The 24,377-nt window shown below is 67.3% G+C and carries 25 protein-coding genes; 6 read left to right on the top strand and 19 right to left on the bottom strand.

Translation table 11 applies throughout. The features are described 5' to 3' along the window. Positions 1 to 11: 11 nt before the first annotated feature. The 3 genes from pcaCD to DZC73_RS09425 are packed head-to-tail and all read left to right on the top strand — an operon-like array spanning position 12 to position 3,489. Positions 12 to 1,217, top strand: coding sequence for a bifunctional 4-carboxymuconolactone decarboxylase/3-oxoadipate enol-lactonase PcaCD (gene pcaCD / locus DZC73_RS09435; RefSeq protein ID WP_124539972.1), 1,206 nt, complete (start codon positions 12 to 14; stop codon positions 1,215 to 1,217). Further along, positions 1,214 to 1,978, top strand: a complete 765-nt coding sequence (locus DZC73_RS09430; protein ID WP_124539971.1) for an ABC transporter ATP-binding protein — start codon at positions 1,214 to 1,216, stop codon at positions 1,976 to 1,978. The genes pcaCD and DZC73_RS09430 overlap by 4 nt, the downstream gene beginning before the upstream one ends. Beyond that, positions 1,978 to 3,489, top strand: coding sequence for a hypothetical protein (locus DZC73_RS09425; RefSeq protein ID WP_124539970.1), 1,512 nt, complete (start codon positions 1,978 to 1,980; stop codon positions 3,487 to 3,489). The genes DZC73_RS09430 and DZC73_RS09425 overlap by 1 nt, the downstream gene beginning before the upstream one ends. Here the strand turns inward: DZC73_RS09425 and DZC73_RS09420 are convergent, their stop codons facing one another. The 4 genes from DZC73_RS09420 to DZC73_RS09405 form a co-directional block, all read right to left on the bottom strand. Next, complete coding sequence (locus DZC73_RS09420; protein WP_124539969.1) at positions 3,490 to 4,332, bottom strand: ROK family protein; 843 nt, start codon at positions 4,330 to 4,332, stop codon at positions 3,490 to 3,492. A 642-nt stretch (positions 4,333 to 4,974) separates the two neighbouring features. Beyond that, positions 4,975 to 5,802 carry a hypothetical protein gene (locus tag DZC73_RS09415; RefSeq protein WP_124539968.1) on the bottom strand — a complete coding sequence of 276 codons (828 nt, stop codon included), beginning with the start codon at positions 5,800 to 5,802 and terminating at the stop codon, positions 4,975 to 4,977. 8 nt (positions 5,803 to 5,810) lie between these two features. Continuing rightward, entirely contained in the window at positions 5,811 to 6,083 is a 273-nt protein-coding gene (locus DZC73_RS09410) for a DUF2164 domain-containing protein (RefSeq protein ID WP_124539967.1), read from the bottom strand. A gap of 4 nt (positions 6,084 to 6,087) precedes the next feature. Beyond that, positions 6,088 to 6,405, bottom strand: coding sequence for a hypothetical protein (locus tag DZC73_RS09405; RefSeq protein ID WP_124539966.1), 318 nt, complete (start codon positions 6,403 to 6,405; stop codon positions 6,088 to 6,090). A gap of 153 nt (positions 6,406 to 6,558) precedes the next feature. On the opposite strand from DZC73_RS09405, the gene DZC73_RS09400 reads away from it, so the two are divergent. Both DZC73_RS09400 and DZC73_RS09395 read left to right on the top strand, forming a co-directional pair. Continuing rightward, on the top strand, positions 6,559 to 8,172 hold the full coding sequence (locus tag DZC73_RS09400; RefSeq protein ID WP_124539965.1) for a hypothetical protein: 1,614 nt from the start codon (positions 6,559 to 6,561) through the stop codon (positions 8,170 to 8,172). Between the two features lie 167 nt (positions 8,173 to 8,339). After that, positions 8,340 to 10,475, top strand: coding sequence for an Ig-like domain-containing protein (locus tag DZC73_RS09395; RefSeq protein ID WP_124539964.1), 2,136 nt, complete (start codon positions 8,340 to 8,342; stop codon positions 10,473 to 10,475). On the opposite strand, the gene DZC73_RS09390 is transcribed toward DZC73_RS09395, so the two are convergent. Beyond that, positions 10,465 to 11,163 (bottom strand): phytanoyl-CoA dioxygenase family protein, encoded by a 699-nt coding sequence (locus DZC73_RS09390; RefSeq protein WP_124539963.1) that lies wholly within the window; start codon positions 11,161 to 11,163, stop codon positions 10,465 to 10,467. The two genes, DZC73_RS09395 and DZC73_RS09390, sit on opposite strands and share 11 nt — an antisense overlap. 164 nt (positions 11,164 to 11,327) lie before the next feature. On the opposite strand from DZC73_RS09390, the gene DZC73_RS09385 reads away from it, so the two are divergent. Continuing rightward, a complete protein-coding gene (locus tag DZC73_RS09385; RefSeq protein WP_124539962.1) occupies positions 11,328 to 13,610 on the top strand; it encodes a carbohydrate-binding protein in 2,283 nt (760 codons plus the stop codon). Between the two features lie 18 nt (positions 13,611 to 13,628). On the opposite strand, the gene DZC73_RS09380 is transcribed toward DZC73_RS09385, so the two are convergent. The 14 genes from DZC73_RS09380 to DZC73_RS09315 form a co-directional block, all read right to left on the bottom strand. Next, complete coding sequence (locus DZC73_RS09380) at positions 13,629 to 14,126, bottom strand: GFA family protein (protein WP_124539961.1); 498 nt, start codon at positions 14,124 to 14,126, stop codon at positions 13,629 to 13,631. A gap of 22 nt (positions 14,127 to 14,148) precedes the next feature. Beyond that, entirely contained in the window at positions 14,149 to 14,406 is a 258-nt protein-coding gene (locus tag DZC73_RS09375) for a hypothetical protein (protein ID WP_124539960.1), read from the bottom strand. 16 nt (positions 14,407 to 14,422) lie between these two features. Then, positions 14,423 to 15,088 (bottom strand): carbonate dehydratase, encoded by a 666-nt coding sequence (gene can / locus DZC73_RS09370; protein WP_124539959.1) that lies wholly within the window; start codon positions 15,086 to 15,088, stop codon positions 14,423 to 14,425. Between the two features lie 61 nt (positions 15,089 to 15,149). Then, positions 15,150 to 15,842, bottom strand: coding sequence for an SIR2 family NAD-dependent protein deacylase (locus DZC73_RS09365; RefSeq protein ID WP_124539958.1), 693 nt, complete (start codon positions 15,840 to 15,842; stop codon positions 15,150 to 15,152). A gap of 16 nt (positions 15,843 to 15,858) precedes the next feature. Beyond that, positions 15,859 to 16,560 (bottom strand): prepilin peptidase, encoded by a 702-nt coding sequence (locus tag DZC73_RS09360; protein ID WP_124539957.1) that lies wholly within the window; start codon positions 16,558 to 16,560, stop codon positions 15,859 to 15,861. Between the two features lie 22 nt (positions 16,561 to 16,582). Next, positions 16,583 to 17,083, bottom strand: a complete 501-nt coding sequence (locus DZC73_RS09355; protein WP_124539956.1) for an AAA family ATPase — start codon at positions 17,081 to 17,083, stop codon at positions 16,583 to 16,585. Between the two features lies 1 nt (position 17,084). Beyond that, a complete protein-coding gene (locus tag DZC73_RS09350) occupies positions 17,085 to 17,465 on the bottom strand; it encodes a nuclear transport factor 2 family protein (RefSeq protein WP_124539955.1) in 381 nt (126 codons plus the stop codon). 39 nt (positions 17,466 to 17,504) lie between these two features. Then, complete coding sequence (locus tag DZC73_RS09345) at positions 17,505 to 17,978, bottom strand: hypothetical protein (RefSeq protein ID WP_124539954.1); 474 nt, start codon at positions 17,976 to 17,978, stop codon at positions 17,505 to 17,507. A 119-nt stretch (positions 17,979 to 18,097) separates the two neighbouring features. Beyond that, positions 18,098 to 18,505, bottom strand: a complete 408-nt coding sequence (locus DZC73_RS09340; protein ID WP_124539953.1) for an SRPBCC family protein — start codon at positions 18,503 to 18,505, stop codon at positions 18,098 to 18,100. Between the two features lie 76 nt (positions 18,506 to 18,581). After that, positions 18,582 to 19,250 (bottom strand): O-methyltransferase, encoded by a 669-nt coding sequence (locus DZC73_RS09335; RefSeq protein ID WP_124539952.1) that lies wholly within the window; start codon positions 19,248 to 19,250, stop codon positions 18,582 to 18,584. Beyond that, positions 19,247 to 19,786: a hypothetical protein gene (locus tag DZC73_RS09330; protein ID WP_124539951.1), complete on the bottom strand. Its 540-nt coding sequence runs from the start codon at positions 19,784 to 19,786 to the stop codon at positions 19,247 to 19,249. The genes DZC73_RS09335 and DZC73_RS09330 overlap by 4 nt, the downstream gene beginning before the upstream one ends. A 15-nt stretch (positions 19,787 to 19,801) precedes the next feature. Further along, complete coding sequence (locus tag DZC73_RS09325; RefSeq protein WP_124539950.1) at positions 19,802 to 21,769, bottom strand: PEP/pyruvate-binding domain-containing protein; 1,968 nt, start codon at positions 21,767 to 21,769, stop codon at positions 19,802 to 19,804. Between the two features lie 29 nt (positions 21,770 to 21,798). Further along, the gene (locus tag DZC73_RS09320) at positions 21,799 to 22,701 is read right to left on the bottom strand and encodes an SDR family oxidoreductase (RefSeq protein ID WP_124539949.1); all 903 of its coding nucleotides are present in this window, start codon (positions 22,699 to 22,701) and stop codon (positions 21,799 to 21,801) included. Positions 22,702 to 22,782: 81 nt separating this feature from the next. Next, on the bottom strand, positions 22,783 to 24,342 hold the full coding sequence (locus DZC73_RS09315; protein WP_124539948.1) for a M28 family metallopeptidase: 1,560 nt from the start codon (positions 24,340 to 24,342) through the stop codon (positions 22,783 to 22,785). Positions 24,343 to 24,377 lie beyond the last annotated feature (35 nt).

The following is a 24,377-nucleotide window of genomic DNA, read 5'->3' as shown; positions in this document are numbered from 1 at the left end:
AGGAACGCAGCATGTCCCAGCAAGACGATTTCGACCGCGGCATGAAGAACCGCCGCGCGGTCCTCGGCGACGAGTGGGTGGACAAGTCGCTCAACAGCGCCACCGCCTTCAACGCCGAGTTCCAGGCTTTCTTCACCCGCTATGCCTGGCACGACATCTGGGGCCGTCCCGGCCTGGACCACACGACCCGCCGCTTGCTGGTGCTGGGCATGACGATGGCGCTGGCGCGCTGGGAAGAGTTCGAGGTGCATTGCCGCGGTGCCGTGCGCCATGGCGTGCCGTTGGAGAAGATCAAGGAAACCCTGATGCAGGGCGCCATCTACTGCGGCGTGCCCGCGGCCAACACCGCCTTCAAGATCGCGATGGGGGTGCTGCGCGAGGAAGGCCTGGTGCCGGCGCCGCAATCGCTGGCGGCTGACGCGCGCATCGCGCAGCACCACACCTTCAGCGAGCCGCAGCTTCGCGTGGCCGTGCAGGGCAAGGGCGCGCCGGTGATGCTCGCGCATGCGCTGGGGCTGGACCACACCATGTGGGACGACCTCGCCGCGCGGCTGGCCACCACGAATCTCGTCGCCCGCTACGACCAGGTCGGCCATGGCGGCTCCGCCGTTCCGCCTGGGCCCTACACGCTGGACCAGATGGTGGACCACGCCGCGCGCATCGTGCGCGAGTGGGGCCAGGGGCCGGTGGTGTGGGTGGGCCTGTCCATGGGCGGCATGGTGGGGCAGGGCCTGGCCATCCGCTATCCCGAGCTGGTCAAGGGTTTGGTACTGGCAAATACCACGTCGCAGTACCCGCAGGAGGCGCAGGCGGGCTGGAGCCAGCGCATCGAGACGGTGAACCAGCAGGGCATGCAAGGCATCGTGCAAATGGTTGTCGAGCGCTACCTGAGCGAAGAATTCCGCCGCACCCACCCGGCCTTCACGCAAGCCCTGCGCGAGACGCTGTTGCGCAGCGACCCGGCCGGCTACGCGGCCTGCTGCCACGGCCTGCGTGACGTGAACTGGACCGACCGGCTGCGCGAGATCCGCGTGCCGACGCTGGTGCTGGCTGGGGGCAAGGACGTGGGCACGCCGCCGTCCATGGCCAAGGCGATCGCCGAGCGCATTTCCGGTGCCGTGCTGCACCAGTTCGACGGCGCGGCTCACCTGAGCGTGGCCGAAGCGCCGGACGAGTTCGAGCAGCAGGTGCGATCACTGCTCGCTCGCATCGGATGAGCATCGCCCCGGGCGACGTCCCCGCGCTGCACATCGACCGATTGACCAAGCGCTTCGGTGACAAGGCAGCGGTCGACAACCTGAGCCTCGTGATCCCGCAGGGCGAATTCCATGCGCTGCTCGGGCCCAACGGTGCGGGCAAGACGACGACCCTGCGCATCGTGGCCGGCCTGCTCAAGGCCGACGGCGGCACGGCACGCATCCTCGGGCACGACGTGGCCGAGGAGCCCACGCGTGCCAAGCAACTGCTGGCCTTCCTGCCCGACGACCCCTTGCTGTACGGCAAGCTGCGCGCGCCCGAGTATCTGGAGTTCGTGGCCGGGCTGTGGCGCGTCTCGCCTGACGAAGCGCAGCCGCGCGCGGAGGAACTGCTGCGCTGGCTGGAGCTGTGGGAGCACCGCGGCGAGCTGGTGGAAGGCTTCTCGCGCGGCATGCGGCAGAAGCTGGCGCTGGCCGGCGCGCTCATCCACGACCCGAAGGTGATGATCCTCGACGAACCGCTCACCGGGCTCGATGCCGCCGCGGCGCGCCAGGTGAAGGACCTGCTGCTGGAGCGCGTCAAGCGCGGCCACACCATCGTGCTCACCACGCACATCCTGGAGATGGCCGAGCGGCTCGCTCAGCGCATCAGCATCATCCAGCGCGGTCGCATCATCGCCCAGGGCAGCCTGGACGAACTGCGCGAAGCCGCCACGGCCAGCGCAGGCCACGGCGCGACGCTGGAGGACGTGTTCCTCAACCTCACGGCGGGCCGCGCCTGATGGCCACCCCGGGCAGTGCCGCCTGGCTGTTGCGGCACGAACTGCGCCTGCTGTGGCGCAAGAACGGCGGAAACCGGGTGTGGCTGCTGGCGGGCGTCGGCGGCACGCTGTGGGCGTTGCTGCACGTGCCGTACTTCTTCTTCCTGCGCGAGCTGCACGGCCCGCCGTTCCCGATATGGGTCGCACCGGTCTTCGGCAGCATGCTGTGGTTCGCGATGACGCTGATGCTCTCGCACGCCATCATGCAGTCGGTGGCAGCACTGTTCGATCGCGGCGACCTGGACCTGCTGCTGTCGTCGCCGCTGTCGTCGCGCACCGTGTTCTTCGTGCGCGGCCTGGGCATCGCCGTGGGCTGCACCGTGCTCTTCGCGTTCTTCCTGCTGCCGGCCGCGCACATGGGCCTGCTGACGGGGCATGTGCGGCTGATGGCCATCTACCCCACCATCGCGGCCATGGCGCTGCTGGCGACGGCGCTGGGGATGCTGCTCACGCTCACGCTGGTGCGCTTCATCGGCGCGCGGCGTGCGCGCACGGTCGCGCAGGTGATGGGCGCGCTGGCCGGGGCACTTATCTTCCTCGTGACGCAGGCACAGAACATGATGGGCCTGGGCACGCGCCAGCGCTTCGCCGCGCTCTTCCTGCACTGGGTGCAGCCCGGCGGCCCGCTCGCGCCCGAGGCGCTGGCCTGGACGCCCTATCGCGCGATGATCGGCGAGCCGGGCGCGCTGGCGGCGATGCTGCTGCTGGGCGCCGGCTCGTTCGTCGCGGTCGTCCTGCTGGCGCATCGGCGCTTCCTGGCAGGCACGCAGGAGTCGATCACCGGCACGCTCAAGCTGCGTCCACCCGCAGATGGCGGACACCTGCACTTTCGCGGCGGCGTGCTGCGCACCGTGCTCGTCAAGGAATGGCGCCTGATTCTTCGCGACCCGCAGCTCATTGCGCAGACGCTATTGCAGGTGCTGTATCTGCTGCCGCTGGTGTTCGTGGTCTTCCGCCGGCAGGACATGCTCGTGCTGGTGGTGCCCAGCGCCGTGCTGCTGTCGGCCACGCTGTCGGGCACGCTGGCGTGGATCACCGTGACGGCGGAGGAAGCGCCCGAGCTCATCGGCGTGGCGCCCATTTCGCTCACGCGCATCCGCTGGCTGAAGGTGCTGGCCGCCATGCTGCCGGTGTGGCTCATGGTGTCGCCGCTCTTCGTCTTCCTGCTGCTGCAGAACCTGTGGCACGCGACGGTGTTCCTGCTGTGCCTGGCCGGCGCCACGGCCTGCGGCGGGATGATGCAGGTGTGGTACCCGCGCCAGGGCGACCGCAAGAACATGCGGCGCCGCATGGAGTCCGGCAAGCTCGTGGGCCTGCTCGAAGGCTTCAGCGCCATGGGCTGGTCGGGCGTGGCGTGGTGCCTGGTGTCCCTGCCCATCCTCACGCCGCTGCCGCTGCTCTTCGCCGCGGCGGGGCCGACGGCGGCGTGGTTCCTCGGCGAGTCGCGCCGCGAGGAAGGCTTGCTGGTCTAGTCAACGGCTGAGTGCGGCGCGCAGCGCCCCCATGGCCACCACTGTCGCGCCGCTGCGGGCCTCGCGCAGCGTGCAGGCTTCGAGCATGGGCGGCAGGCTGTGGCGCTGGATGGCATCGCGCATCGCATCGGCATAGCCGGGCAATTGCATGGTGCCGCCGCCCAGCACCAGCAGGTGCGGGTTCAGCAGGTTGATGAGGCCGGCCAGAGCGAGGCCCAGGGCCTGGCCGCCCTCGCGGATGGCTGCCAGCGCAGCGGCATCGCCTTGCTGCGCACGGCGCGCGAGCTCGGCGCCGTCGATGCCCAGGGATGCAGCGATGAAGCGCCCACCGGTGATTTCATCCAACCGCTTCACGCCCTGCGGCGTCACCACCGGCATGAAGCCCAGCTCGCCCGCCCAGCCGCGTGCGCCGCGCAAGGGCTTGCCGTCGACACGAAAGGCGGCCCCGATGGCCGTGCCCGCCATCACGATGCCGGCGGTGGCGTCATCGGGCAGGTCCTGCGCTTCTTCCACGAGCGCGGCTTCGGCATCGTTCAGCGCGTGGATGGTGCAGCCATAGTCCGCGAACGCCGTGGCCGGATGCCAGCCCGCGAGTTTCGGCAGCACCCCGGACATGCGCACGCGGCCATCGGCCTCGACCAGGCCTGGGATGGCAATGCCCATCACGCTGGGTGTGATGCCCAGGCGAGCCAACTGCTCGCGGATCCCTCGCACCAGCAGCGCCGGGGTGGCCTCGGGGCCCGTGTCCACGCGCAGGGTGTCGCCGCCTGCCATCACCAGCATCTTCGTGCCGCCGATGTCGATGCCTACCTGTCTGCTGTCGGGCTGTTCCAGAGTCGTCATGTGCTTGTCAGGGACGGTCTTGTTTCAACGCGTCGCGCCTTGTTGAATCGATGCATTGTCGGGGGTGTGGGGTGTGGTTCGGTTGTCTGTTGCCTCTGTCGGGTGGGGCCGCGGCAGGCGGCATGGGCCAGGGGCTGCGGCTGTGGCGGTCGGCCTGCGGCCGACTGCGCTGTGCTGCTCGCACCGAGGGGTGTGCCTCGGAACTCCCTACGCGCCCCTGCGGTGCGCTGCGGTCAAACAGCCGAGGCAAGTATGAGGACGAAGCGTGCTGCGCACGCCACCCCTCGGTGCTGCGCTGCTCGCCGCCACAGACGCAGCCCCTGGCCCATGCCGCCTGCCGCTCAAGTGGCGAAGGCTTGGCTCGACGAGAAAACCCAAAGCCGCAACAGCAAAGGCGTGGGTGGGCTGGCTGGGGCGTGCATCAGGAAGCGGCGAGGAGCGCAGGGCTTGTGGTCGCGCGCGCAGCGCGCTTCGTCATCTGACTCGGCGAGACTGTTTGAGCGTAAGGCACCGAAGGGGCCTGAAGCGAGTTTCTCGCCGGACCACAAGCCCGAGCACCGCAGCGCAGTCGGCCAACGGCCGACCGCTTCCGCCGCGCGCCCCAGCCAGCCCACCCACGCCTTTGCCCCACCCGAAAGCAATTCAAGAAGGACAAGCCGCCTTCTGCGCCCCCGGCAAATCACTCAGCATCCGGAACTGCTGCTTGATCGCAGCATCCTTCTGCGACGCCGGAATCTCGAACACGTGGATATCGCCAGTCGGCCCGCCGCAGCGCTGTGCGTACATGCGCCCCGTGCTGCCGCATGACGACGACAGTACCTGGATGCCCGCCTCCGTCAGGCGCTTCTGGTTTTCGGCCAATGTGCTGCCGCCGCCGGTGCACTGCGCCGAGCCCGTGCCGCGGTACACGTTCACGGTATCGGCCGGGCCGGATTGTTCGCGGTACTCGCGCATCGCACGGTCGGCGATGCGGCTGGGCACGACCTGCCCGAGCGATTCGGGCGTGGCGGGGTAGCGGTATTCCTTTTCGAACTCCGCGGCGCCCAGGCTTGCCGCCGAGCCTGCTGCATCCTGCTTGACCGGCGACACCCGCAGCGAGAACACCAGCTCCGGCTCCGGCCGGGTGTCATCGGTGAAGACCGCCACTTGCGCCACGCGCAGGCAACCGGCCTTCGATGCCTGCGACAGAAGCGATTGCAGGTTGCGTGCCGTGTCTGTGGCGCCGGCGGCGAAGAAGGCCTGTTCCACGTCACCGGTTTCGCGCGCGGCTTCGGCCGTGGCGTCGAAGAAGGAGAAGTTCAGGCGGTTCCAGCGGTCATTCACCTGCGAGTCGGCGGACAAGGGCGCGCGGCCGCCGCCGGCCACCAGCGTGCAGCCCGCGGGTGCGGCTGACCGGGCGAGCAGGGGGAACGACAACACTGCTGCCAGCAGGCAGGCCGAACGGCGGGCGAGGCTTGTCTTGAGCATCATCGTGAGTCTCACTTGCGCGGCGTTTTCTTACTCTGCTTCGACCAGTAGGTGAACTCGTCCTCGTGGCATTCGATGTCCAGCTCCATCACGCGTTCCTGGATGCGCTCCTGCACCTGCGTGACGGCCTGGTTGTAGATGCACGGCCCGATCTCCTCCAGGAAGAAGTTGAGCAGGGCCGCGGCCTGGATGTTGCCGATGCGCTGCTCCATCTGTTCCTCGAAGTAGCGCTCGATGGATTGCACGGCGGTGTTGCGGGTCTCGCGGTTGAGCTCGATGGTCATGTCGTCACTCGGCGTCGGGGAGGGTGATGGGGTCCCATTCCAGAAGTTCGGCCAGCCGCCGCACAACCCAGCCGGCCTCCGCGGCTTCCACCTGCGGCTCGGGCGAGGTCAGGCCGCGGTGCATTCGAAGCAGCACCTCGTCTTGCGAGATGCCGTGGGCGAAGTGCGTGGTCCGGGCGTGGTCGACCAGTTGCTGGGACAGGTCTTCGCACAGTTCGTAACGTTGCCGCAGATCGCGCACCGGAAGCGTCAGGCGGCGCCGGCTGTCGGTGTACAGCGCGATGAACGAGGGCGGGACTTCGATCTGGTACTCGTCGGACATGGGCCGATGCTACCCCTAGGTCAAGGGGGCGTTGCGCGATGGGGCCAAGGCACACTTCCCGCGTCCCAGGGAGAAGGCCGGCGCAGCACGGCCTGCACGCACATGCACTCACGCACTCGACGACTGCGGGCGTTGCCCGCATTGGCGCTCGCCATGGCGTTCGCCGTCCATGCACAGACCCTGCCGCCCGGCTGGCAGAGCCGGCCCGGTGCAGAAGGGCGGCTGGTGTTCTCGCCGGTCCAGCCCGGGCCCGGCGAGTTCACCGAGGTCACTTTCTCGGCCCGCAGTTCGATGAACGGCCAGTCCGTCGACAAGTGGCTGGCGGCGGCACTGATCAACGACACACCGCCCCCCGGTGGGACTTGGCAAGGCCCGCCCAGCATCAAGGCCGACACGCTCAACACCGCACAGGGAACGCGCATGTACCGCGACAACGCGGGCGGGCAGGGCTTTGCCATCTACATGGCAGTGAGCCTGGACCAGTCCAATGCCCGCTATGCGCGCTGGGTCGTCAATTCCGAGGCGACCGGACGCCGCTACACCGAGGCGGGCAAGTCGCTGATGGCGCAATTGCCGATGCTGGAGAAGCGCGGCGCGAACGAGGAGCATCGGGCGGTGCGCGTCGAGCCGCCGCCTCCTGGCGTCAAGGGCATGCGCGCAGGAGGTGCGATCGTCGCAGGCAGGTACGAAGGCGACGCGATGAGCGGCAAGACCTTCATGTACCACGTCGTGCTGCTCGTGCATGCGAATGGCGAGTACGAGTTCGTGCAAGGCGGCGGAAACGCGAGCAACCCCGGCACCTACCGCTACCAGCCGGGCTCGGGCAAGCTCGACGTGGCCGTGGGCCTGTTCTACAACAGCACTTACCGCCCCGACGAGAACTTCTGCGTGTTCGGCCGCGATGCCAACGGCCAGCCGGTCATCTACGCCGAGGAGGACTACGGCGTCAGCGTGCATCGCGCCTGGCTGCGCCGCGTGGGCGAGGTGGACCGGCCGCCGCATACCGCGGTCGAAGCTGCCAGGATGGCCGCGGATGTCGAAGCGGCGCGCTACCAATTCGTGACCGAGCCGGGCAAGGGCGTCCCGATGTCCGAGATCGAGACCCTCTACTACGCGTGGAGCCAGGTCTACACCGTGGGTGGCATGAAGATGGAAGAAGCCGTCTACCTGCTGCTCAAGGACGGCACGGTGCGCGACGGCCTGCCGGTGGCGCCCACCGAGCTGGACGTGGCGACATCCAGGCGCCGCGAGCCCCTGCTGTGGGGCCGCTGGCGCAAGCAAGGCGGCGACTATGTCTTCACCTGGGACGACAAGTCCAACCATTTCGAGAAGGCACAGGGCTTCGCGCTCGTGCCAGCCGCAAAAGGCACGCGCCTGGATGGGCGCTGGAGCACCTCCGCATCCTTTGGCTTCGTCGGTGGTGCGAGTTCATGGTCCAAGACCACGCTGGTGCTCGGCAAGGATGGTCGCTTCGAGAAGATGCGTGCCGGCGGCGCCGCAGCCGGCGGGCCGGGAAGCAGCTCCGACACGATGGTGTCCACCGTGCATGACGACAAGGGGGCGGTATCGTCCGGTACCGGACCTGGCTTCGCGGTGGGCAGCCAGCGCAAGGCCGCCGACAAGGGCGACCGCACGGGCAGCTACGAGATCGACGGCTTCAACATCACGCTGCGCCATGACGACGGCACCGTGATCCGCCAGCCCTTTGCGATCGAGCCGAAGAACAGGTCGGTGTGGTTCGGCGGGTCGTTGATGAGCAGCAAGTAGGGGCATGTGCGAGCGGCGCACCGTTGTCTCAGTGCGCTCGCGTGGCCTCCAGCCTGTCTCAATGGCGACAAACGATTCACGCAAGCCCCATGGTGGGTTGGACCCGGCAGGCCTATAACCAGCCTCCCGAGAAGAAGTTCCAACAACCTCGCCAGTAGGAGACAAGCATGCGTGCTCATCGTGCCGGCGCGTTGGCGTCAGCCATCGCCTTGTTGTTCATTCCTCTGTCATCGCTCGCGGACGGCGTCAGCGTGAAGCTCGACTTCTCCGACCCCGCGGGCAGTGTCTTTCCCAGCGACCGCTACACCGTCCGCGACTGGTCGCACAACACCTTCCGCCGCGTGGCCCTGCCCAAACCCGATTGCACGGTGCGGGTCAGCGACTGCCAGGACATCGACGTCATCAACACGCTCGATGGCTTCTCGACGCAGCCGCGCATCACGGTGCCGTTCACCGCAGACATCGACCCCGCCACCGTCAACAGCGGCACGGTGTTCCTCGTCAACCTCGGCGACACGCTGAGCCTGCAGGGCTTCGGCCACAAGGTGGGCATCAACCAGATCGTGTGGGACCCGGCCACGAAGACGCTGGCCTTTGAATCGGACGAATTGCTTCAGCAGCACTCGCGCTACCTGCTGGTGGTGACCGACGGCGTGCGCGACGCGGCAGGCAAGCGCATCAAGCCCGCGCGGTGGGATGACGACGAGGACGATCGCCGCCTTGGCCGTCGTGGTAACGACGAGTACCTGCGCGACATCCGCGATGCATCGCGCATTCATCCGGCCAGCGCGCACAAGATCGTCGCGGCCTCGCTCTTCACGACGCAGAGCATCAGCGCCGACCTGCACAAGATCATGCGCAGCATCAAGCAGTCCACGCCCGCGCCGGTGGACTTCATGGTCGGACAGGGCGCATCGGGCACGGTGCGTGCGGTGTTCCCGGTGGCGGGCATCAGCGGCATCCAGTTCAAGCGGCAGGTGGGCACGGCACCCACGTTCACGACCGCCTTCCTGCCCACGCCGGCGCTGCAGGTGGTGCCCGGTGCGGTGGGGCAGATCGCCTACGGCAAGTTCACCTCGCCCGACTACGAGACAGCCGGCAAGATCATTCCCGCCACGGGCACGCGCAGCGGCCAGCCCGTGCCGCAGGGCAGCAACGAACTGCGCTTCCAGCTCTTCCTGCCCTCGGGGGCCAAGCCCGCGGGCGGATGGCCGGTGGCCATCTTCGGGCACGGCTTCACCGACAGCATGTACGGCGCACCGTGGACGGTGGCGTCGGTGTTCGCCTCCAGGGGCATCGCCACCTTGTCGATCAACGTGGTGGGCCATGGCGGCGGTGCATTGGGCGAGCTGACGGTGCTGCGCGCGGCCGACACGCCGGTGGTCGTCAACGCCGGTGGACGCGGCTTCGACCAGGATGGCAACGGCACCATCGAATCCACCGAGGGCGTGAGCGCCGCGGCGCCGCGCACGGTGGCAGGCAACCGCGACGGCCTGCGACAGACGGTGGTGGACATCATGCAGCTGGTGCGCGAAGTGCAGGTGGGCGTGGATGTGGATGGCGACGGCGTGGCGGACCTGGACGCTTCGCGCATCTACTACGCCGGACAGTCCTTCGGCGGCATCTACGGCACCATGCTGCTGGGCGTGGAGCCCGACATCCAGGCCGGGGTGCCCAACGTGGCCGGCGGTTCCATCACCGAGGTGGCGCGGCTCGGCGTGTTCCGGCCGCTGACCGGCATTGCGCTGGCCACGCGCACGCCGTCGCTCATCAACGTGGCGGACCCGAGCGGCATCGCGTTCAACGAGAACGTCCCGCTGCGCAACCAGGCTGTGGTCGTCAACAGCGTGCCGGGCGCGATGGAGATCGCCAAGGTGCTGGACCGGTATGAATGGGTGCAGCAGTCCGGCAACCCGGTGAGCTATGCGGCCTTCATCCGCAAGCATCCGCTGCCGGGGGCTGCGGCCAAGCCGGTGATCTTCCAGTTCGCCAAGGGTGACCAGACGGTGCCCAACCCGACGACGACAGCCATCCTGCGTGCGGGCGACCTGGCCGATCGGGCCACGATCTTCCGCAACGACCTCGCGTATGCCGCGAACCCGGCGACGCCGAAGAACCCGCACACCTTCCTCACCAACATCGGGGTGGCAGCCGTCGCGCCTTACTCGGTGGCGGCGCAGACGCAGATCGCAGTGTTCTTCGCGACCAACGGAGCGATGACGATCGACCCGGATGGCGCGGGGCCGATCTTCGAGACGCCGGTGGGGTTGCCGCTGCCGGAGACCCTGAACTTCATTCCGTGACGATGGCCGCTTCGCTGCGATGCGGCCACTGCAGGCCCATCGGCAGCGAAGGCGGGCCGTAGACGAAGTGAAGCACGCGGCGGGCGCTGCGCCCCGTCGCCTTCGATGACGCGTGCAGGAGCATTGGCGTCAGCACCAGCACGTCGCCGCGCCTGGCGACGCATGCCACGGGGCCGGAGCCCGGCGCATCGTGTTCATGGCGATGAGAGCCGGGCGCCACGCGCAGCGGCCCGTCATCGGCGAGGCAATCGTCCAGGTGCAAACGCACGGCCACGAGCTGCCCTAAGAGATCGGGCGGCACGATGACGTGCAACTGGCCCTCCTTCACCGACCAGCCGCGCAACGCGGCATGGTCCACACGCGCCGCCACCGCAATGCTTTCGTCGCGATGCCAGGGCACTAGCCAGTTGCGATCCACGGACTTCTCGAAGTAGGTGCACTGCACGGCGGCGTGCGTGGGTGGAATCACTTCGGCGAGCAAGGTGTGGTGAGCCAGCGTGTCAGCCAGCGCACGGCACCAGGGGTGCGAGAGCAGGTTCCGCGCCCCCGCTGAATGCCGGCGTGACAGTCGGACCTGGGTTGCCAGGGCCTCGCACTCGTGGGGCGCGAGCACCGCGGAGACGGTGGCGAATCCATCGCGATGGAATTGCTGGCTGAGCTGAAGCTTGTGGTCGGAGAGCGGATCGATGGGTGGGTCCTTGTCCAGTCCGAAAGGCGTGAAGAGTATTTCAGCATGTCACTGGTATTTAAGTGGTTATACCAGTGACCGATGGAAGAAGCAGGGCGAAAATCGCGCGCCACGCATGGAAGTCGTCGTGCGGCCCCTTCGGCTCTCATCCACGGACTCGTCAAATGGTCATGACCACTTTCAGCGCCCGCACGACCCACCTGCTGGCCGCGCTCACCCTCACTGTTGCGGCCAGCGCGGCCTTCGCCGCCTACCCGGCCTGGAAGCCCGACACGTACTACGCGGCCGGCACCGTCGTGTCCTACAACGGGCATGACTACAAGGCGCTGGTGTCGCAGACCGATTACACCGGCACCGGGTGGAACCCAACCGTACCAAGCCTTTGGCAAGACCTGGGAGCCAGCACGCCGCCGGCTCCCGCGCCTGCGCCCGCACCTGCACCTGCACCTGCACCTGCACCTGCACCTGCACCTGCACCTGCACCTGCACCTGCACCTGCACCTTCGCCAGCGCCAGCGCCAGCACCCGCACCCGCACCCGCACCCGCACCCGCACCCGCACCCGCACCCGTCGGCGCCCCCGCCAAGCCCACCATCCAGATCCAGAACTGGGACCATGCCGGTACCTTCAGCATCGTCTGGAACAAGTGGTTCGGCACGAGCGGCACGTCCTGGGAGCTGTACGAGGATGGTGTGAAGGTGCAAGGCGGCACGCTCACCGACGTGGGCACCTCGCCGCAGTCGGTCACCATGCAGATCACCGGCAAGAAGCTGGGCCTCTACACCTACGTCGTCAAGCTCATCAACTCGGCCGGCGCCACCGCCAGCGACAGCGCCTACACCACGGTGGGCAATGCCTCGCTCATCGGCATCAAGCAGTGGGACGTGGGTGGCCAGTCACTGCAGAGCACGGTCTCGCAGGGCTCGGTGACGGTGGACCTGAATGTGGCCGGCGTGGGCAATCCGACCTTCACCGTCGGCACCAACAACCCGAAGGTGGCCACCGGCACGGTGAGCGGCAGCAAGCTCACGGTGACGGCCTTGAGCGCCGGTCGCGCGGGCATCCGCATCAAGGACAACAACGGCAATGGCCGCTGGGTCGGCGTGCGCGTCAGGAATGCCGACGGCAGCCTGCCGGGCTTGCCGAGCTACGTGTCGGTGGGCTCGGTCTCGGATGACACCACCACGGCGCTGGGCAACTGGCAGGGCTTCGGCACCGGCGGCACCAATGTGCGTGCCGACTCGCGCTACATCTACCTCAACGGTGGTGCCTCGGTGCCGGGCAATTCGAGCTGGTGCACCTGGACGACCATCCCGTGCTTCCGCGAGACGGGCTTCATCCGCGAGTCGCGCAAGCTGGGCATGGTGCCGGTCTTCGTCTTCTACAACGTCGCCGATGGCGGCGAGAGCTACTCGACGGACCTGGCGCACATCCAGGACTCGACCTACATGTCGGCCTACTTCAAGGACTGGGTGAAGGTCATCGACATCGCCAACGAGGAGTCGCCGGACGATCCGGTGGGCTACGTCATCGAGCCCGACTTCATCGGCTACATGATGCAGAACTCCGGCCTGCAGCCCTCGCAGATCACGGCGCGCGTGGACCAGGCCTACAGCTCGGGCGTGCTCAGCACGGCGGCGGGTGATCCGTCCTTCCCGAACACGCTGGAAGGGCTGGTGAAGGCGGTCAACTACATCGTGCAAAAGCGCAGCAAGAACGCCTGGTATGGCTGGCAGATCAACATCTGGTCAGACGCGCAAAGCGGTGCATCCACCAATGGCCTGATGCACATCACCGACCCCAGCGAGAAGGGCTGGACGGCGGGCCGGCCGCTCATCGCTGCGAGCGCACAGCGCGTGGCCAACTACTACAACGCCGCGGGCATCACCAGCTACGGCGCGAGCTTCATCTCCTTCGACAAGTACGGCTACGACGGCGGCGCCGCCGGCAACGCGAAGTGGCAGTTCAACGCCGACCACTGGAACAACTACCTCTACTACGTGCAGACGCTCAACACCGCGCTGAAGAAGCCGGTCGTGTTGTGGCAGCTGCCGGTGGGGCATGTGAACGGCTCGGTGGGCACGAACCCGTACACCGGCGCGCCGTATGCGACGCTGAACAACTCCACCAGCAAGCACTACGAGGACACCGCGCCGACCTACTTCTTCGGTGACACCTTCACAGCCGGGTCGAGCATGTTCCCGGCGAGCTACTACGCCACCAATGCGGCGGGCGACCCGAAGGTGACGGTGAGCGGCGCCAACATCACCTGGGGCAGCCACATGGCCGAGGCGAAGAAGGCGGGCATCGTCTCGCTGATGTTCGGCGCCGGCGTGGGTGACTCCACCGACAACATCGGCCTGAACGGAATGGCGCTCACCGACGACCACTGGTGGCTGGTGAAGGCCAGCAAGTACTTCCAGGCGGGGCCGGTGGCGCTGCCTTGAGGCCTGAGGGCGGGTGACCTATGGTGTGGCGCGTGCCGCCATCAGCGCATTGCGCCGCGCCAGGCTTTCCGCAGGCCACACCTCGTTCATGTCGTAGTACTCGGCCACGGCTTTTGCCCCGGGCGGGATCACCACCCAGGGCTGCTTGGCCGAGGTGAAGATGTGGATGTCCGGCGGGAAGCGGTTCGGGTTGTCCAGCGTGCCCACGCGGATGAAGCGTGCCGCATCGCCCGCGCCGGAATAGTTGCTCCACACAGCCACGCGGCATGTCGGGCAGCGTGAAATCTTCTGCCCGCGCCCGCTGGCTGACGGCGTGTGGATGATGTCCACCTCGCCCTGCAGCATCTGCACCCGGTCGCTTTCGATGATGGCATTGAGCACGAAGGCCGAGCCCGTCTCGCGCTGGCACCAGGTGCAATGGCAGCAATGGACGAACAGCGGCGTGGCGGTGAGGCGGTAGCGCACCTGGCGGCAGGTGCAGCCGCCGTCGAAGAAGCTGTCGGCGGTCTCGCTCATGGGTGGACTCTGAGGGGGCTTGTCATTTCACGCAAGCCTGCGCCATGAGCTTCAGCAACTGTGCCTGCTCAGTCGCGGTGCTCACGCGCAGGCGGGTGAAGCTCATGCCATCGAGCTTCACGTCCGCGAAGATGCCGGCGGGGTCCTCGTGGAAATGCAGGTAGGCCTTCGATTTGCGATAGAAGGAACCCGGCGTGCGCTCCACCAGCGAGGTGTCCGTCCGCACGGCATTGAGCAACGACGCGAGAAGCCGCAAGGTGTCGGGCCCGGCGTGCTTCATCGCGCCCCGATCGGTGTCAGCCCTTGGCCGCGTAGCGCGAGCGCACGTTCGCCAGCGCCTTCTCGTAGGCCGCCGCGGTGTCTTCCGGCCCAGTCACGGTCATCGCCAGGTCTTCGAGCAGCCCGTTGTGCAGGCCGTACACCCAGCCGTGGACGACCACTTCCTGCCCACGATGCCAGGCATCCTGCACGATGGTGGTCTGGCACACGTTCAGTGCCTGCTCCACCACGTTGAGTTCGCACAGCGCATTCACGCGCTGCGAGACCTCCACCGTGTCCAGCCAGGACTGGTGGCGGTTGCGCACGTCCTGCACGTGGCGGATCCAGTTGTCCACCAGGCCCACGCGGCGGTCGTTCAGCGCGGCCGACACGCCGCCGCAGTTGGAGTGGCCCACCACGATGATGTGCTTGACCTTGAGCACGTCGGTGGCGAACTGGATGGTGGACAGGCAGTTGAGGTCGGAGTGCACCACCACGTTGGCCACGTTGCGGTGCACGAACAATTCGCCGGGCAGAAGCCCCACCAGTTCATTGGCGGGCACGCGGCTGTCTGCGCAGCCGATCCACATGTATTGCGGTGCCTGCTGTGCCAGCAGCCCGGTGAAGAACCCCGGGCTTTGCGTTTCCATTTTCTTCGCCCAGAGGCGGTTGCTGTCCAGCAGTTCGTTCAGTTGCGTCGTCATGGCGTCTTTCGATGTGCAACTGCGAGTGTACGCAGGCGAGGTTACAGCCGGTTCCGGCGGGTCAGCGCGCTTCCTGCAGCCATTGCTCCACCAGCGCGGGCACCATCTCCGTGGCCTTGCCCCGCAGGAAGCGGTAGCCGTGCGGCAGGCCCTCCACCTCCAGCGACACCAGGGCCTTCACCGCATGCCGAGGGGCGTAGCCCACCAGCGAGGCCGCAGGGTAGACCGACAAGGAGGTGCCCACCACGAGGATGCGGTCCGCGCGGCGGACCTCTTCGGCCGCGTCGGCGATGAGCGGCACGTCTTCGCCGAACCAGACGATGTCCGGGCGCAGCTGCGTGCCGTCCTCGCACAGGTCGCCCAGCGCGATGGGCCGGTCTTCCAGCAAGCGGCGCCTGCGCGCGGGCGAGGTGCCGCGGGCATAGGCCAGCTCGCCGTGCAGGTGGATGACCTGCGTGGACCCGCCGCGCTCATGCAGCGCATCCACGTTCTGCGTCACCACGACCACGTCGTAGGCCTGCTCCAGCGCAGCGATGGCGCGGTGCGCCGCATTGGGCTGCGCCTGCCACGCCAGCGCGCGCCGCTCGTTGTAGAACTCCAGCACCGCCTGCGGATTCTTGCGCCAGCCTTCGGGGCTGGCCAGGTCCTGCCAGGCATGCTGCTTCCACAGGCCGTTCGAATCGCGGTAGGTGGACAGGCCGCTTTCGGCGCTCACGCCCGCGCCGGAGAGGATGACGATCGTCTGCTTCTTCATGCGGCCATGGTACGTCTCAGAGCAAGCGCAGGCCGAGGTAGTAGGCCAGTGACGCCAGCAGGTGAGCAGGCCCTGTCGGCAAGGTGTGGACACGTACCTTGCCGACGGCAATCACCACGCCCAGGACGACGAGGAACCCGATGAAGACCGGTGCAATCGTCAGCAGGGCCTGCCAGCCGAACCACGCCCCGGCCATGGCGAGCGCCTTCTTGTCGCCAAAACCGATGGATTCCTTTCGGGTGCGCCAGCGGACCACTGCGCCGAGGATGAAGGGCATCAGGTAGCCTGCGGCCGCGCCAAACACTGCATCGGCTGCATGTCCCAGCCAGGCGTGGTACAGGAGCCCGATCCACAACATCGGCAGCACGATGGCATCGTGCAGGAGCTGGTGCTTCACGTTGATGGCCGACAACAGCAGCAGGCCGAGGAAGAACAAGCCCATGGCTGCCAGGTCGAGGGAAGGCTCGCGGCCCCATCCCACCAGCAGGCCCAGCAGGGTGCCCATCATGACGATGGCAAGCTTCTCCGCAGTCGACAGTTCGAACTGGGCCGGGTCCAGAGGAATCTTGAGCAACTCCTGCATCCCGGTGGCCTCTTCGCGATAGTTCCGTTCGAACCGCAGCGGCACCCGCTTGACGAGCGGTACGACAACAGCGGCGCTGAGGCCTGCGGCGATGCCGATGCTGATCACGGAGAAGACGGTCGGTGCTGGGTTCATGGAGTGCTGGCGGGCGCTTCGGCTAGGACAGGCATTGGAGTATCTGCCGAACCTGTGTCTCTATGGGAATGGTGCCCGTCAGCCGCAGCACCGGGCACGTACGCTCCGACAGCCAGGCGTTGTGCCGTGCCAGGCTGCGGCCTTCCGGCGGACCGTCGTCGTACTGCGCGGCCCATTCGATGAATGCCGGGTCCGCGCGGCCGAATCGCGCGGTTTCGCGGTCGATCAGCCGCTGTACTCGCGTGGCCGTATCGACATGCAGGAACACGATCAGGTCGAAGGTGTCTTCCAGTGATTGTCCCCAGCCCATGATGGAGCCCGCCACCACCGCGCCCGGCGCGCGCAGTGCTTCTTCCATGAGTCTCAGCCGCTCCTCGATCGGCCGCCTGACCGTGTAGGGAACCTCAGTGGGCAGCCAGAAGAAGTCGTCGGCTTCGACAGAGCGGACATTCAGCGCAGAAGCCAGCGATCGGGCCAGCGTGGTGGTGCCGGAACCTGCCGCGCCAGTGATCAATATCCGCATGTCACGCTGTGGCGGCCTTCGGCACCCGCTGCGCCGGATCGTAGAAGAAGGTCTCCTGCGCGATCCGCTCGCCTTCCCACCGTTGGTACGCCAATTCCTCCATGTGCGTGACCGAGTTGTCCTGCCACACAAAGTGGAAGATCCAGCGGATCACCACGTGGTCGCCGTTCACGAACACCGGCCTCACGCAGGTGGAGGTGATGGACTTCGCCCTCGCCATGACGCGCCGCTCGTTGGCAACGTGCTGGTCTCGCCCGACGCGTGGTGTCTCCTGGTTCTCCTGCATGGAGGCGTTCTCGGTATAGAACTCCTCGCAAGCTTCGGCATGGGCGTTGGATTCGACCCGGGCGATGAATCGCTCGAGCGTTGCTGTGGTCGGCATGTCTGCGGCTCCCTGGTGCGCCGCGGCCTGGAGCGGGTCCTACGGCAAGGCGATGTCGAGGCTGCTCGCGATCTCGCGGAACATGCCCCGGCAGCCGGGAGCGAAAGAGTAGCGGGTCTCGACCATCATGTTGAGGATTTTTCGAGTCGACACAAATCCCAGGTAGCCGAAGAAGCTCTTGCCCGGCTGCATGCCCTCGAAGCACACCTCATAGCCCGAGCCGGTGGAATGCGGCCTCACGCTCTCGAAGTCGTAGACGAGTTCGACCGTCTCGCCGGCCTTCGCTGCACGTTGCAGCGCCTGGAGGTGCGCCTTCTTGCGAAGTTCGAGCACGCCGTTCGCAATGCGCTCGAACTTCTCCTTGGGCACCTGGTAAGGGTCGACCGAGAACTTGACGGTGGTGGTCGTCTGCGGGCAGAAGAATTCGAAGCGCCGGTCATCATCGGTGGGCCGCTGTTCCCAGCTTCGCAGTGAACGGAACCGAAACTCAGGATGCGGCCAATCGAATGGCATTGAGACCCCCGGGCGATGTCTTTCTTCAACGACGGCGGGATCGTAACCGGCCAATGGGGGTGGTCTGGTATCGGGCAGTTCCTCTGGCCACGCAGGCCGCAACTGGTTCTCGAAAATCGTCAGATGGCGTGCACCTGGTTCTCCAGCGTGAGCCGCATGGCGGCCAGGCCCTGGTCGATCATGGCGGCAATCGCCGGGGCCATCTCGTGGGGCAGCAGGTCCGCAGTCCACACCGCGCGGCATTCGCCCGGCCCCGACTCGAACACCTGCAGCGACGCGTTGTGGTGCGACAGCCGGCCGCCCACGGCGGTCCAGGCGATGCGGCGCCTGGTGTCGTCCACGTCGACGATGAGTTCGCGCACCGTCAGTCCGTTGCCGAAGGTGACGGTGCGTGCGTCGCCTTCGAGCTTGCAGTCCGTCACGAAGCCTTTGACCAGCCGCGTGTGCAGGCCGCCGGCGTCGCGCGCCGCATCCCACAATTCCTGGGCGGGAACGCGGATCGTTGCTTCCTTGTGGATCGAGGCCATGTGGGCTCCTTGGGCGGTGATGTCGGAGCCAGCATAGGGGCAAGGGCAGTGCCCGGCACGCCGTTTTCGGACACGTTCATCCCTCGACGATGGCGAGCGAAAACCCGTCGTAGCCCTTGCTGCCCACGGTCTGGATGGCGGTGGCGCGCAGCCGCGGGTTGGCGGCCATCAGCTCGAAGAAGCGGCGCACGCCCTGCACATTGGCATCCTCGCTGTGCGGGTTGGCGACTTCGCCGTTGCGCACCACGTTGTCGCCGATGATCACCGTGCCCTTGCGTGCCAGCTTCAGCGACCAGTCCAGGTACTGCGGGTTGCTGGGTTTGTCGGCGTCGATGAACACCAGGTCGAAGGGCGCAAGGCCCTCGTCGGCCAGCAGGGGCAGCGTGTCGATGGCACGGCCGACACGGACGTCCACGAGATGCGAAAGCCCAGCCCGCTCGATGTTGATGCGCGCCACCTCCGCATTGCGCGGGTTGGCCTCCAGCGACACCACCTGGCCACCCTCTGGCAGCGCGCGCGCCAGCCAGATGGTGCTGTAGCCGGCGAGCGTGCCGATCTCGAGGATTTTCTTGGCCCCCTGCATGCGGGCGAACAGGTGCAGCAACTGGCCCTGGTTCGGGGCCACGTGGTGAGAAGGAAGGCCCGCCGCATCGCTGTCGGCCAGGGCTGCGGTGAGCACCGGGTCGTCGGGCAGCAGGGCGTCGCAGAAGTAGTGGTCGACGCGCGACCAGGTGTCTTGGTTCATCGGGTTGGCGCTCCGTGTTTCGAGACATCCGGCGTCTCGATGTCGAACTTGAATCGGCCCTTTTCCTCGCGCCCGGGCACGGCTCGCATGTGCGGCGCCAGGTGGTCCAGGCTCTTCCCGTCCCATGTCCAGTGCAGCACCGTGCTGCGGTCCTCAACCAGTCGCATCGTGCAGCGGACTTCCTCGCGCTGCGTGTCCACCTCGAAGGGCTCGCAGACCTGGCCGGGCGTGAACCAATCGCCGCCGGGGGCGGTCGGCTGGCCCATCTGCGTCGGAATCGTCCAGGCCCGCAGGCTGCCGTCGCCCTTTCGCAGCAGCAGGATGTTCCTGCCGCCGGAGTTGGATGCGCCCGGAGACACGTCGGTGACCATCCGGTGGCTGCCCGGCACCAGGTCGTCCACGGGCAGGCTGGGGCCGTAGGCCTTCTCGCCTTCGGTCCGTGCGCTGCGCTGGATGTTCTTGAGCACCAGGAGGGTCAGGCCGATGGCGATCGCCAGGCCGAAGGAGAAGTAGAACGATCGTTGTCGCTTGTCCATGTGGGTCCTGCCAGCTCAGAGCGCCTTGCGCTCGATGTACGGACGCGACTGCAGCACCACGATGCGCCCTTGCTTGTCGATGGCCCATTCGATGTCCTGCTCCACGCCGCGGAAGATGGCCTTGAGCTGCTGCCCCACCTTGGCGAGCGAACGCACCGCGGTGTCGGACAGCACGTCCTGCCCCGCGCCGATGGCGGTCTCCACCACGCCGCCGTTGGCGTCCAGCTGCAAGGCGCTGTCCTCGGCCGAGCGCGACAGCCGCCGCACCGCGCCGCTGCGCGCATCGAACATCGACTGCTCGGCGATGCGCCGGCCTTCCACCACCTTGATGCCGATGCCGCGCTTGGCGGAGACGTACACCGCGTTGCGATGCGTGATGTCGAACGGGTCGCGGGTGATCATCACGCCCGAGGTGGCCGAGTCGATGGCGCGCTGCACGAACACGCCCATGAACACCTGCTCATCGGCAATGCCCGCATGCCGGCGCGCCTCGAAGGCCTCGAAGTTGAAGACCGAGGCCCAGACCGTCTGCACGGCCTTGATGAGGTCGGCGTCGCGGGTGACGTTGGGCACGGTGCTGAACAGGCCGGCGCCGCTCCAGTTGGGCAGGTCTTCTGAATTGGACGAACTGCGCACGAACACGCCCACGCCGTGCAATTGCGTCTTCCATGCGGCGATCCAGCCGGCGGCATCCGCCTCATCCGCGGGCATCTCGGACAGGTCGTGGCGCAGCGCATCCAGTGCCTTGCGGCGCACGACGCGGCTGCGCTCGAAGCCTTCGGTGGCCAGTGCGGCGTGAATGCGGGCGCGGACGTCGTCGCGCTGCATGAACTTCGCGTAGTGCGCAAAGGGCACGCAGAAGCCGTCGGGCACTTCGGCCGTGCCGGTCAGGTGCCCGCCCTTGCGCTGGAATTCGACCTCACCCAAGGTGGCACCCTTGGAGCCGCACCATGCCGATGCCGCGTGCCGCATGCGGGACAAGGGTTGCAGTTCGGTGACCTGCAGATGCGGGGCACGCACGACACCGGTGCGGGCCTTGGTGGGCGGCACCGCCGGCTTCGCTGCAGGCTGCACGGTGTAGCCCTCGGCCGACACCTGCAGCCGCACCCACTGGCGGTCGTAGGGTTGGAAGATGCTGAACGCGTCCTTCACGTAGGCATTGGGAATGCCCCAGCCCTTGGCCAGCACGTTCACGTGCGAGAGCACGGTGGACGGCCGCTCGGTGATGACGCCTGCCACCGGCGGAATGGCCAGCGGCACCTCGCGCAGCACGACGATGTCGTAGGGCTCGATGTCATCCTCGCTGTCGGACTCCACGTCGGCCACCAGCCGCACGCGGCCGGTGACGCTGCCGTTGTTCAGCGGCAGGTAGCTGCGCTGGCCGAGGATCTGCGTTTCGGTGATCGTCTCCACGCCCGCCGTGCTGCCCACGGCCTCCTGCTGCGCGGAGTTCGCCTTGAACACGGCCGGCGCGAAGAAGCTGGACGACACCGCCTGCCGCGCGGTGTTCAGCAGCTCCGGCGTGAGCTTGTCGCCTTCCCAGAACTCGTAGACCCAGCGCTTGAGTTCCGCATGCCAGCCGATGGTGCCGAAGATGAAGCGTCGGTTGGGTGCGCTGTAGTACGACGCAAGCGTCTTGTGGTCCAGCGCCGACGCGAGGTACTGCTGCCGCACGTAGTCTTCGTGCAGCGTGTAGCGGTTGGTGTTGAGGTAGTGGACCCGGTTGCCGTTCATCCGGTCGACGATGAACAGCGTGTGCGTGATCTCACGCGGCGTGCCGGGGTTGTACGTGCGGGCGATGGTGTCGAACTGCCGGCGGTCGCGGATGGCCTGCAGCGAGGGTGTTTTCTTGTCGGCCGTGCTGGAGGCAGCGACCACCTTGCCCTGTCGACGAGCGACGAGCGCGGACGGTTTCTCGGCGAGTTGGGCGAAGGCCAGGCAGGGCGTGAGAGCGAGGACGAGGGCGTGAAATCTGCGATGCATGCGAGCATCTTAGAGGCACGCCGAGCGTGCTACGTGCCGTCGGCTGCATCCAGCTCGAAGGGCGGCACCTGCCTCCCGTCGATGTCCGTGAAGTTGTACTCGCGCGCCAGGTCGCCCACGCGCAGCACCTGCCCACTGCGGGCCATGACGTCGGGGTCCGCGGCCAGCGCGGCGATGGCACGTCCCACGTAGCGCGTCGACTCCGTGCGCGCCAGTGCGGGCCGCTCGTGCCAATGCGCCTCGTCCGTCTGGTGGCCCATCAGCACGTACTCGGTGCGCATCCAGCCCGGTGACACCGCGACCGATGCGACGCCGTGCGGCCGCAGGTCCTGCGCCATGCCGAAGGCCAGGCGCGTCATCGCCGCCTTGGCGAGGTCGTAGAACAGGTTGCCGCGCATGTAGCGGTTGCGGTCCCAGAAGGTGGTGGTCGCGATGAGGCCGTGCCGCTGCGCCACCATCAGCGTCGCCGCATGGCGGCTGGCGACGAGATGGTTGCGCACGCCGTGGTCCATCATCGAGTCCCAGTGCGCGAGCGGGTGCTTCCAGAACGGGGCATCAAAGACGCCGTCGAAGCTCTCGTGCCCGCCCCAGGCGTTGTTCACCAGCAGGTCCAGCCGGCCGTGATCGCGCATCACCTGGGCGAACAGCGCGGCGACCTGCTCGTCTTGCGTGTGGTCGCACTGGATGGCGATGCCGCGGCCGCCGCTGCGGGTGACCTCCTCGGCCGTCTCCTCGATGCACCCGGGCACGGCAGGGCGTCCGGACAGGGCGAGCAACTGTCCGTATCCCGTGGCGGGCTGGGCGCGCGTGCTGCGGGCGGTGACGATCACGGTGGCGCCGGCGGCACCCAGCTCGATCGCGATGCCGCGACCCGCGCCACGGCTGGCGCCGGTGACGATGGCGATGCGGTCCTTGAGAGGCTGCTGGGCCATGGTGAACTCCTGGACGAGGCTGATGCTGATCCGGCTTCAGCCATGGCCTGATGATCGCCGCAAAGCCGGTGCGATCAAGCGCTACTGTGGCCGGTAAGTCACCGTCAGGTTATAGCTGCCCGCGGTGTAGCCCTTGAGCATCACGTACACATCTCCGCCGGCGGTGATGTTGATGCTGCAGCTCTCGGCGGCCGTGCTGCCGTCTGACTTGCAGTCGTAGCTGCTGGTGGTGGGGACGCTGCTGCGCTTGGCGTAGAGGTCGATGTCACCCGTGCCGGTGGTGCTGGCCCGGAACGTACCCACGCCGGCCTTGAACGGCCCGAAGCTGCGCGTCTGCTTGGACGTGAGGCTGCCGCTGAAGGTCTCGGTCTTGTCGGCAATGCCCGGCCCGTCGCTGCCCAGCTCCACCATGTAGGCCAGGCCCATGCGCGCGAACTTCAGCGCGTGGTCGGCCTGGTTGCCAGTGTTGGCGTAGGTGTCGTTGGCGGTGTGGATGTAGGGGTCGTCCTGCCCCATGGCGGCTTCGAAGGGCATGGAGGCGGCGTAGCCCTTGGCGTTCCACGAAGCGTGGTCGGAGCAGGCGTAGCCGCACTGGTCGGTGCCCACCTTCAGGGTCGGCAGGTAGGTGGCGATCAGGTTGGACACGAAGGTGTTCTGCGCGCTGTCGGTGTAGTCGGTGTAGATGTAGATGTCGTTGGCAGATCCCTTGTAGTTGGTCATGTCCAGCTGCATCACCCCCACCACGTTCGCGCCCGCGGCGGCGTAGCTGTTGGCGATTTCCTTCGAGCCGCGCAGGCCCACCTCCTCGGCCGCGTAGGCCATGAACTTCAGCGTGCGGCGAGGCTTGTAGTTGTTGGCCACCAGCACGCGGAACACCTCGGTCAGGCTGGCCACGCCGGAGGCATCGTCGTCCGCACCGGGGGCGCGCGCCGTCTCGCCGGTGTTGGACAGGTTGATGGAGTCCAGGTGCCCGCCGATCACCACGACCTCGCTCGCGTTGTCGGTGCCCTGGATGGTGGCGATGACCGATTTCTGCTTCCAGCTCGCGTGGGTGAACTGCTCGATGGTGATGTCGCTGCGGCCGTTGGCCAATGTGGTCCAGCGCTGCTTGAGCCAGTCGGACGCGTTCTGGCCGGAGGAGGTCTGGTAGTAGCGGTTCTGGAAGTTCGACAGGTCCACGATGGTCTGGCCGATGTTGCTGGCCTGCATCTGCGCGAGCAGCGGGTTGACCGTGCTCTGCTGGTCGATGACGTAGCTTGGCCGCGTCGCCGCGAGAGTGACTTGCGTGGTTCGCTGCGTGGCGCCGCTGGCGCGCATGAGCGTGGCGCGCCCTTCGGCTTCACTCGCGTGGAACATGAACCCGCCGCAGCGGTGCAGCTCGGTGTGGATGGCTTGCGAGAGATGAGCGAGGACCTCTTCATCCACCTGAACGAGGTGGACGCCCTCCGCGCGTGTCGCGCCGAAGAGTTGTGCCGTGGCAGGCACCTGCGCACTGGCGGCGAGTTCGACCTGCATGTGTTTCCTGAGCTGGGTGAGGGCGGCGTCGCCGAGGCTGATCCAGACTTTCTCGCCGGCCAGGGCGTTGGTGCACAACGCCAGCAATGCCGCGCAGACGGCGGCTGATTTCAGAAGTCGCATCATGAGTTCCCGATGAGGTGATGGAATCGGAACGCCAC

The sequence above is a fragment of the Rhizobacter terrae genome, from assembly GCF_003852895.1.
Classification (GTDB): domain Bacteria; phylum Pseudomonadota; class Gammaproteobacteria; order Burkholderiales; family Burkholderiaceae_C; genus Albitalea; species Albitalea terrae.
Note: the sequence above shows the minus strand (reverse complement) of the source record. Positions and strands in the feature narration are given on the sequence as shown.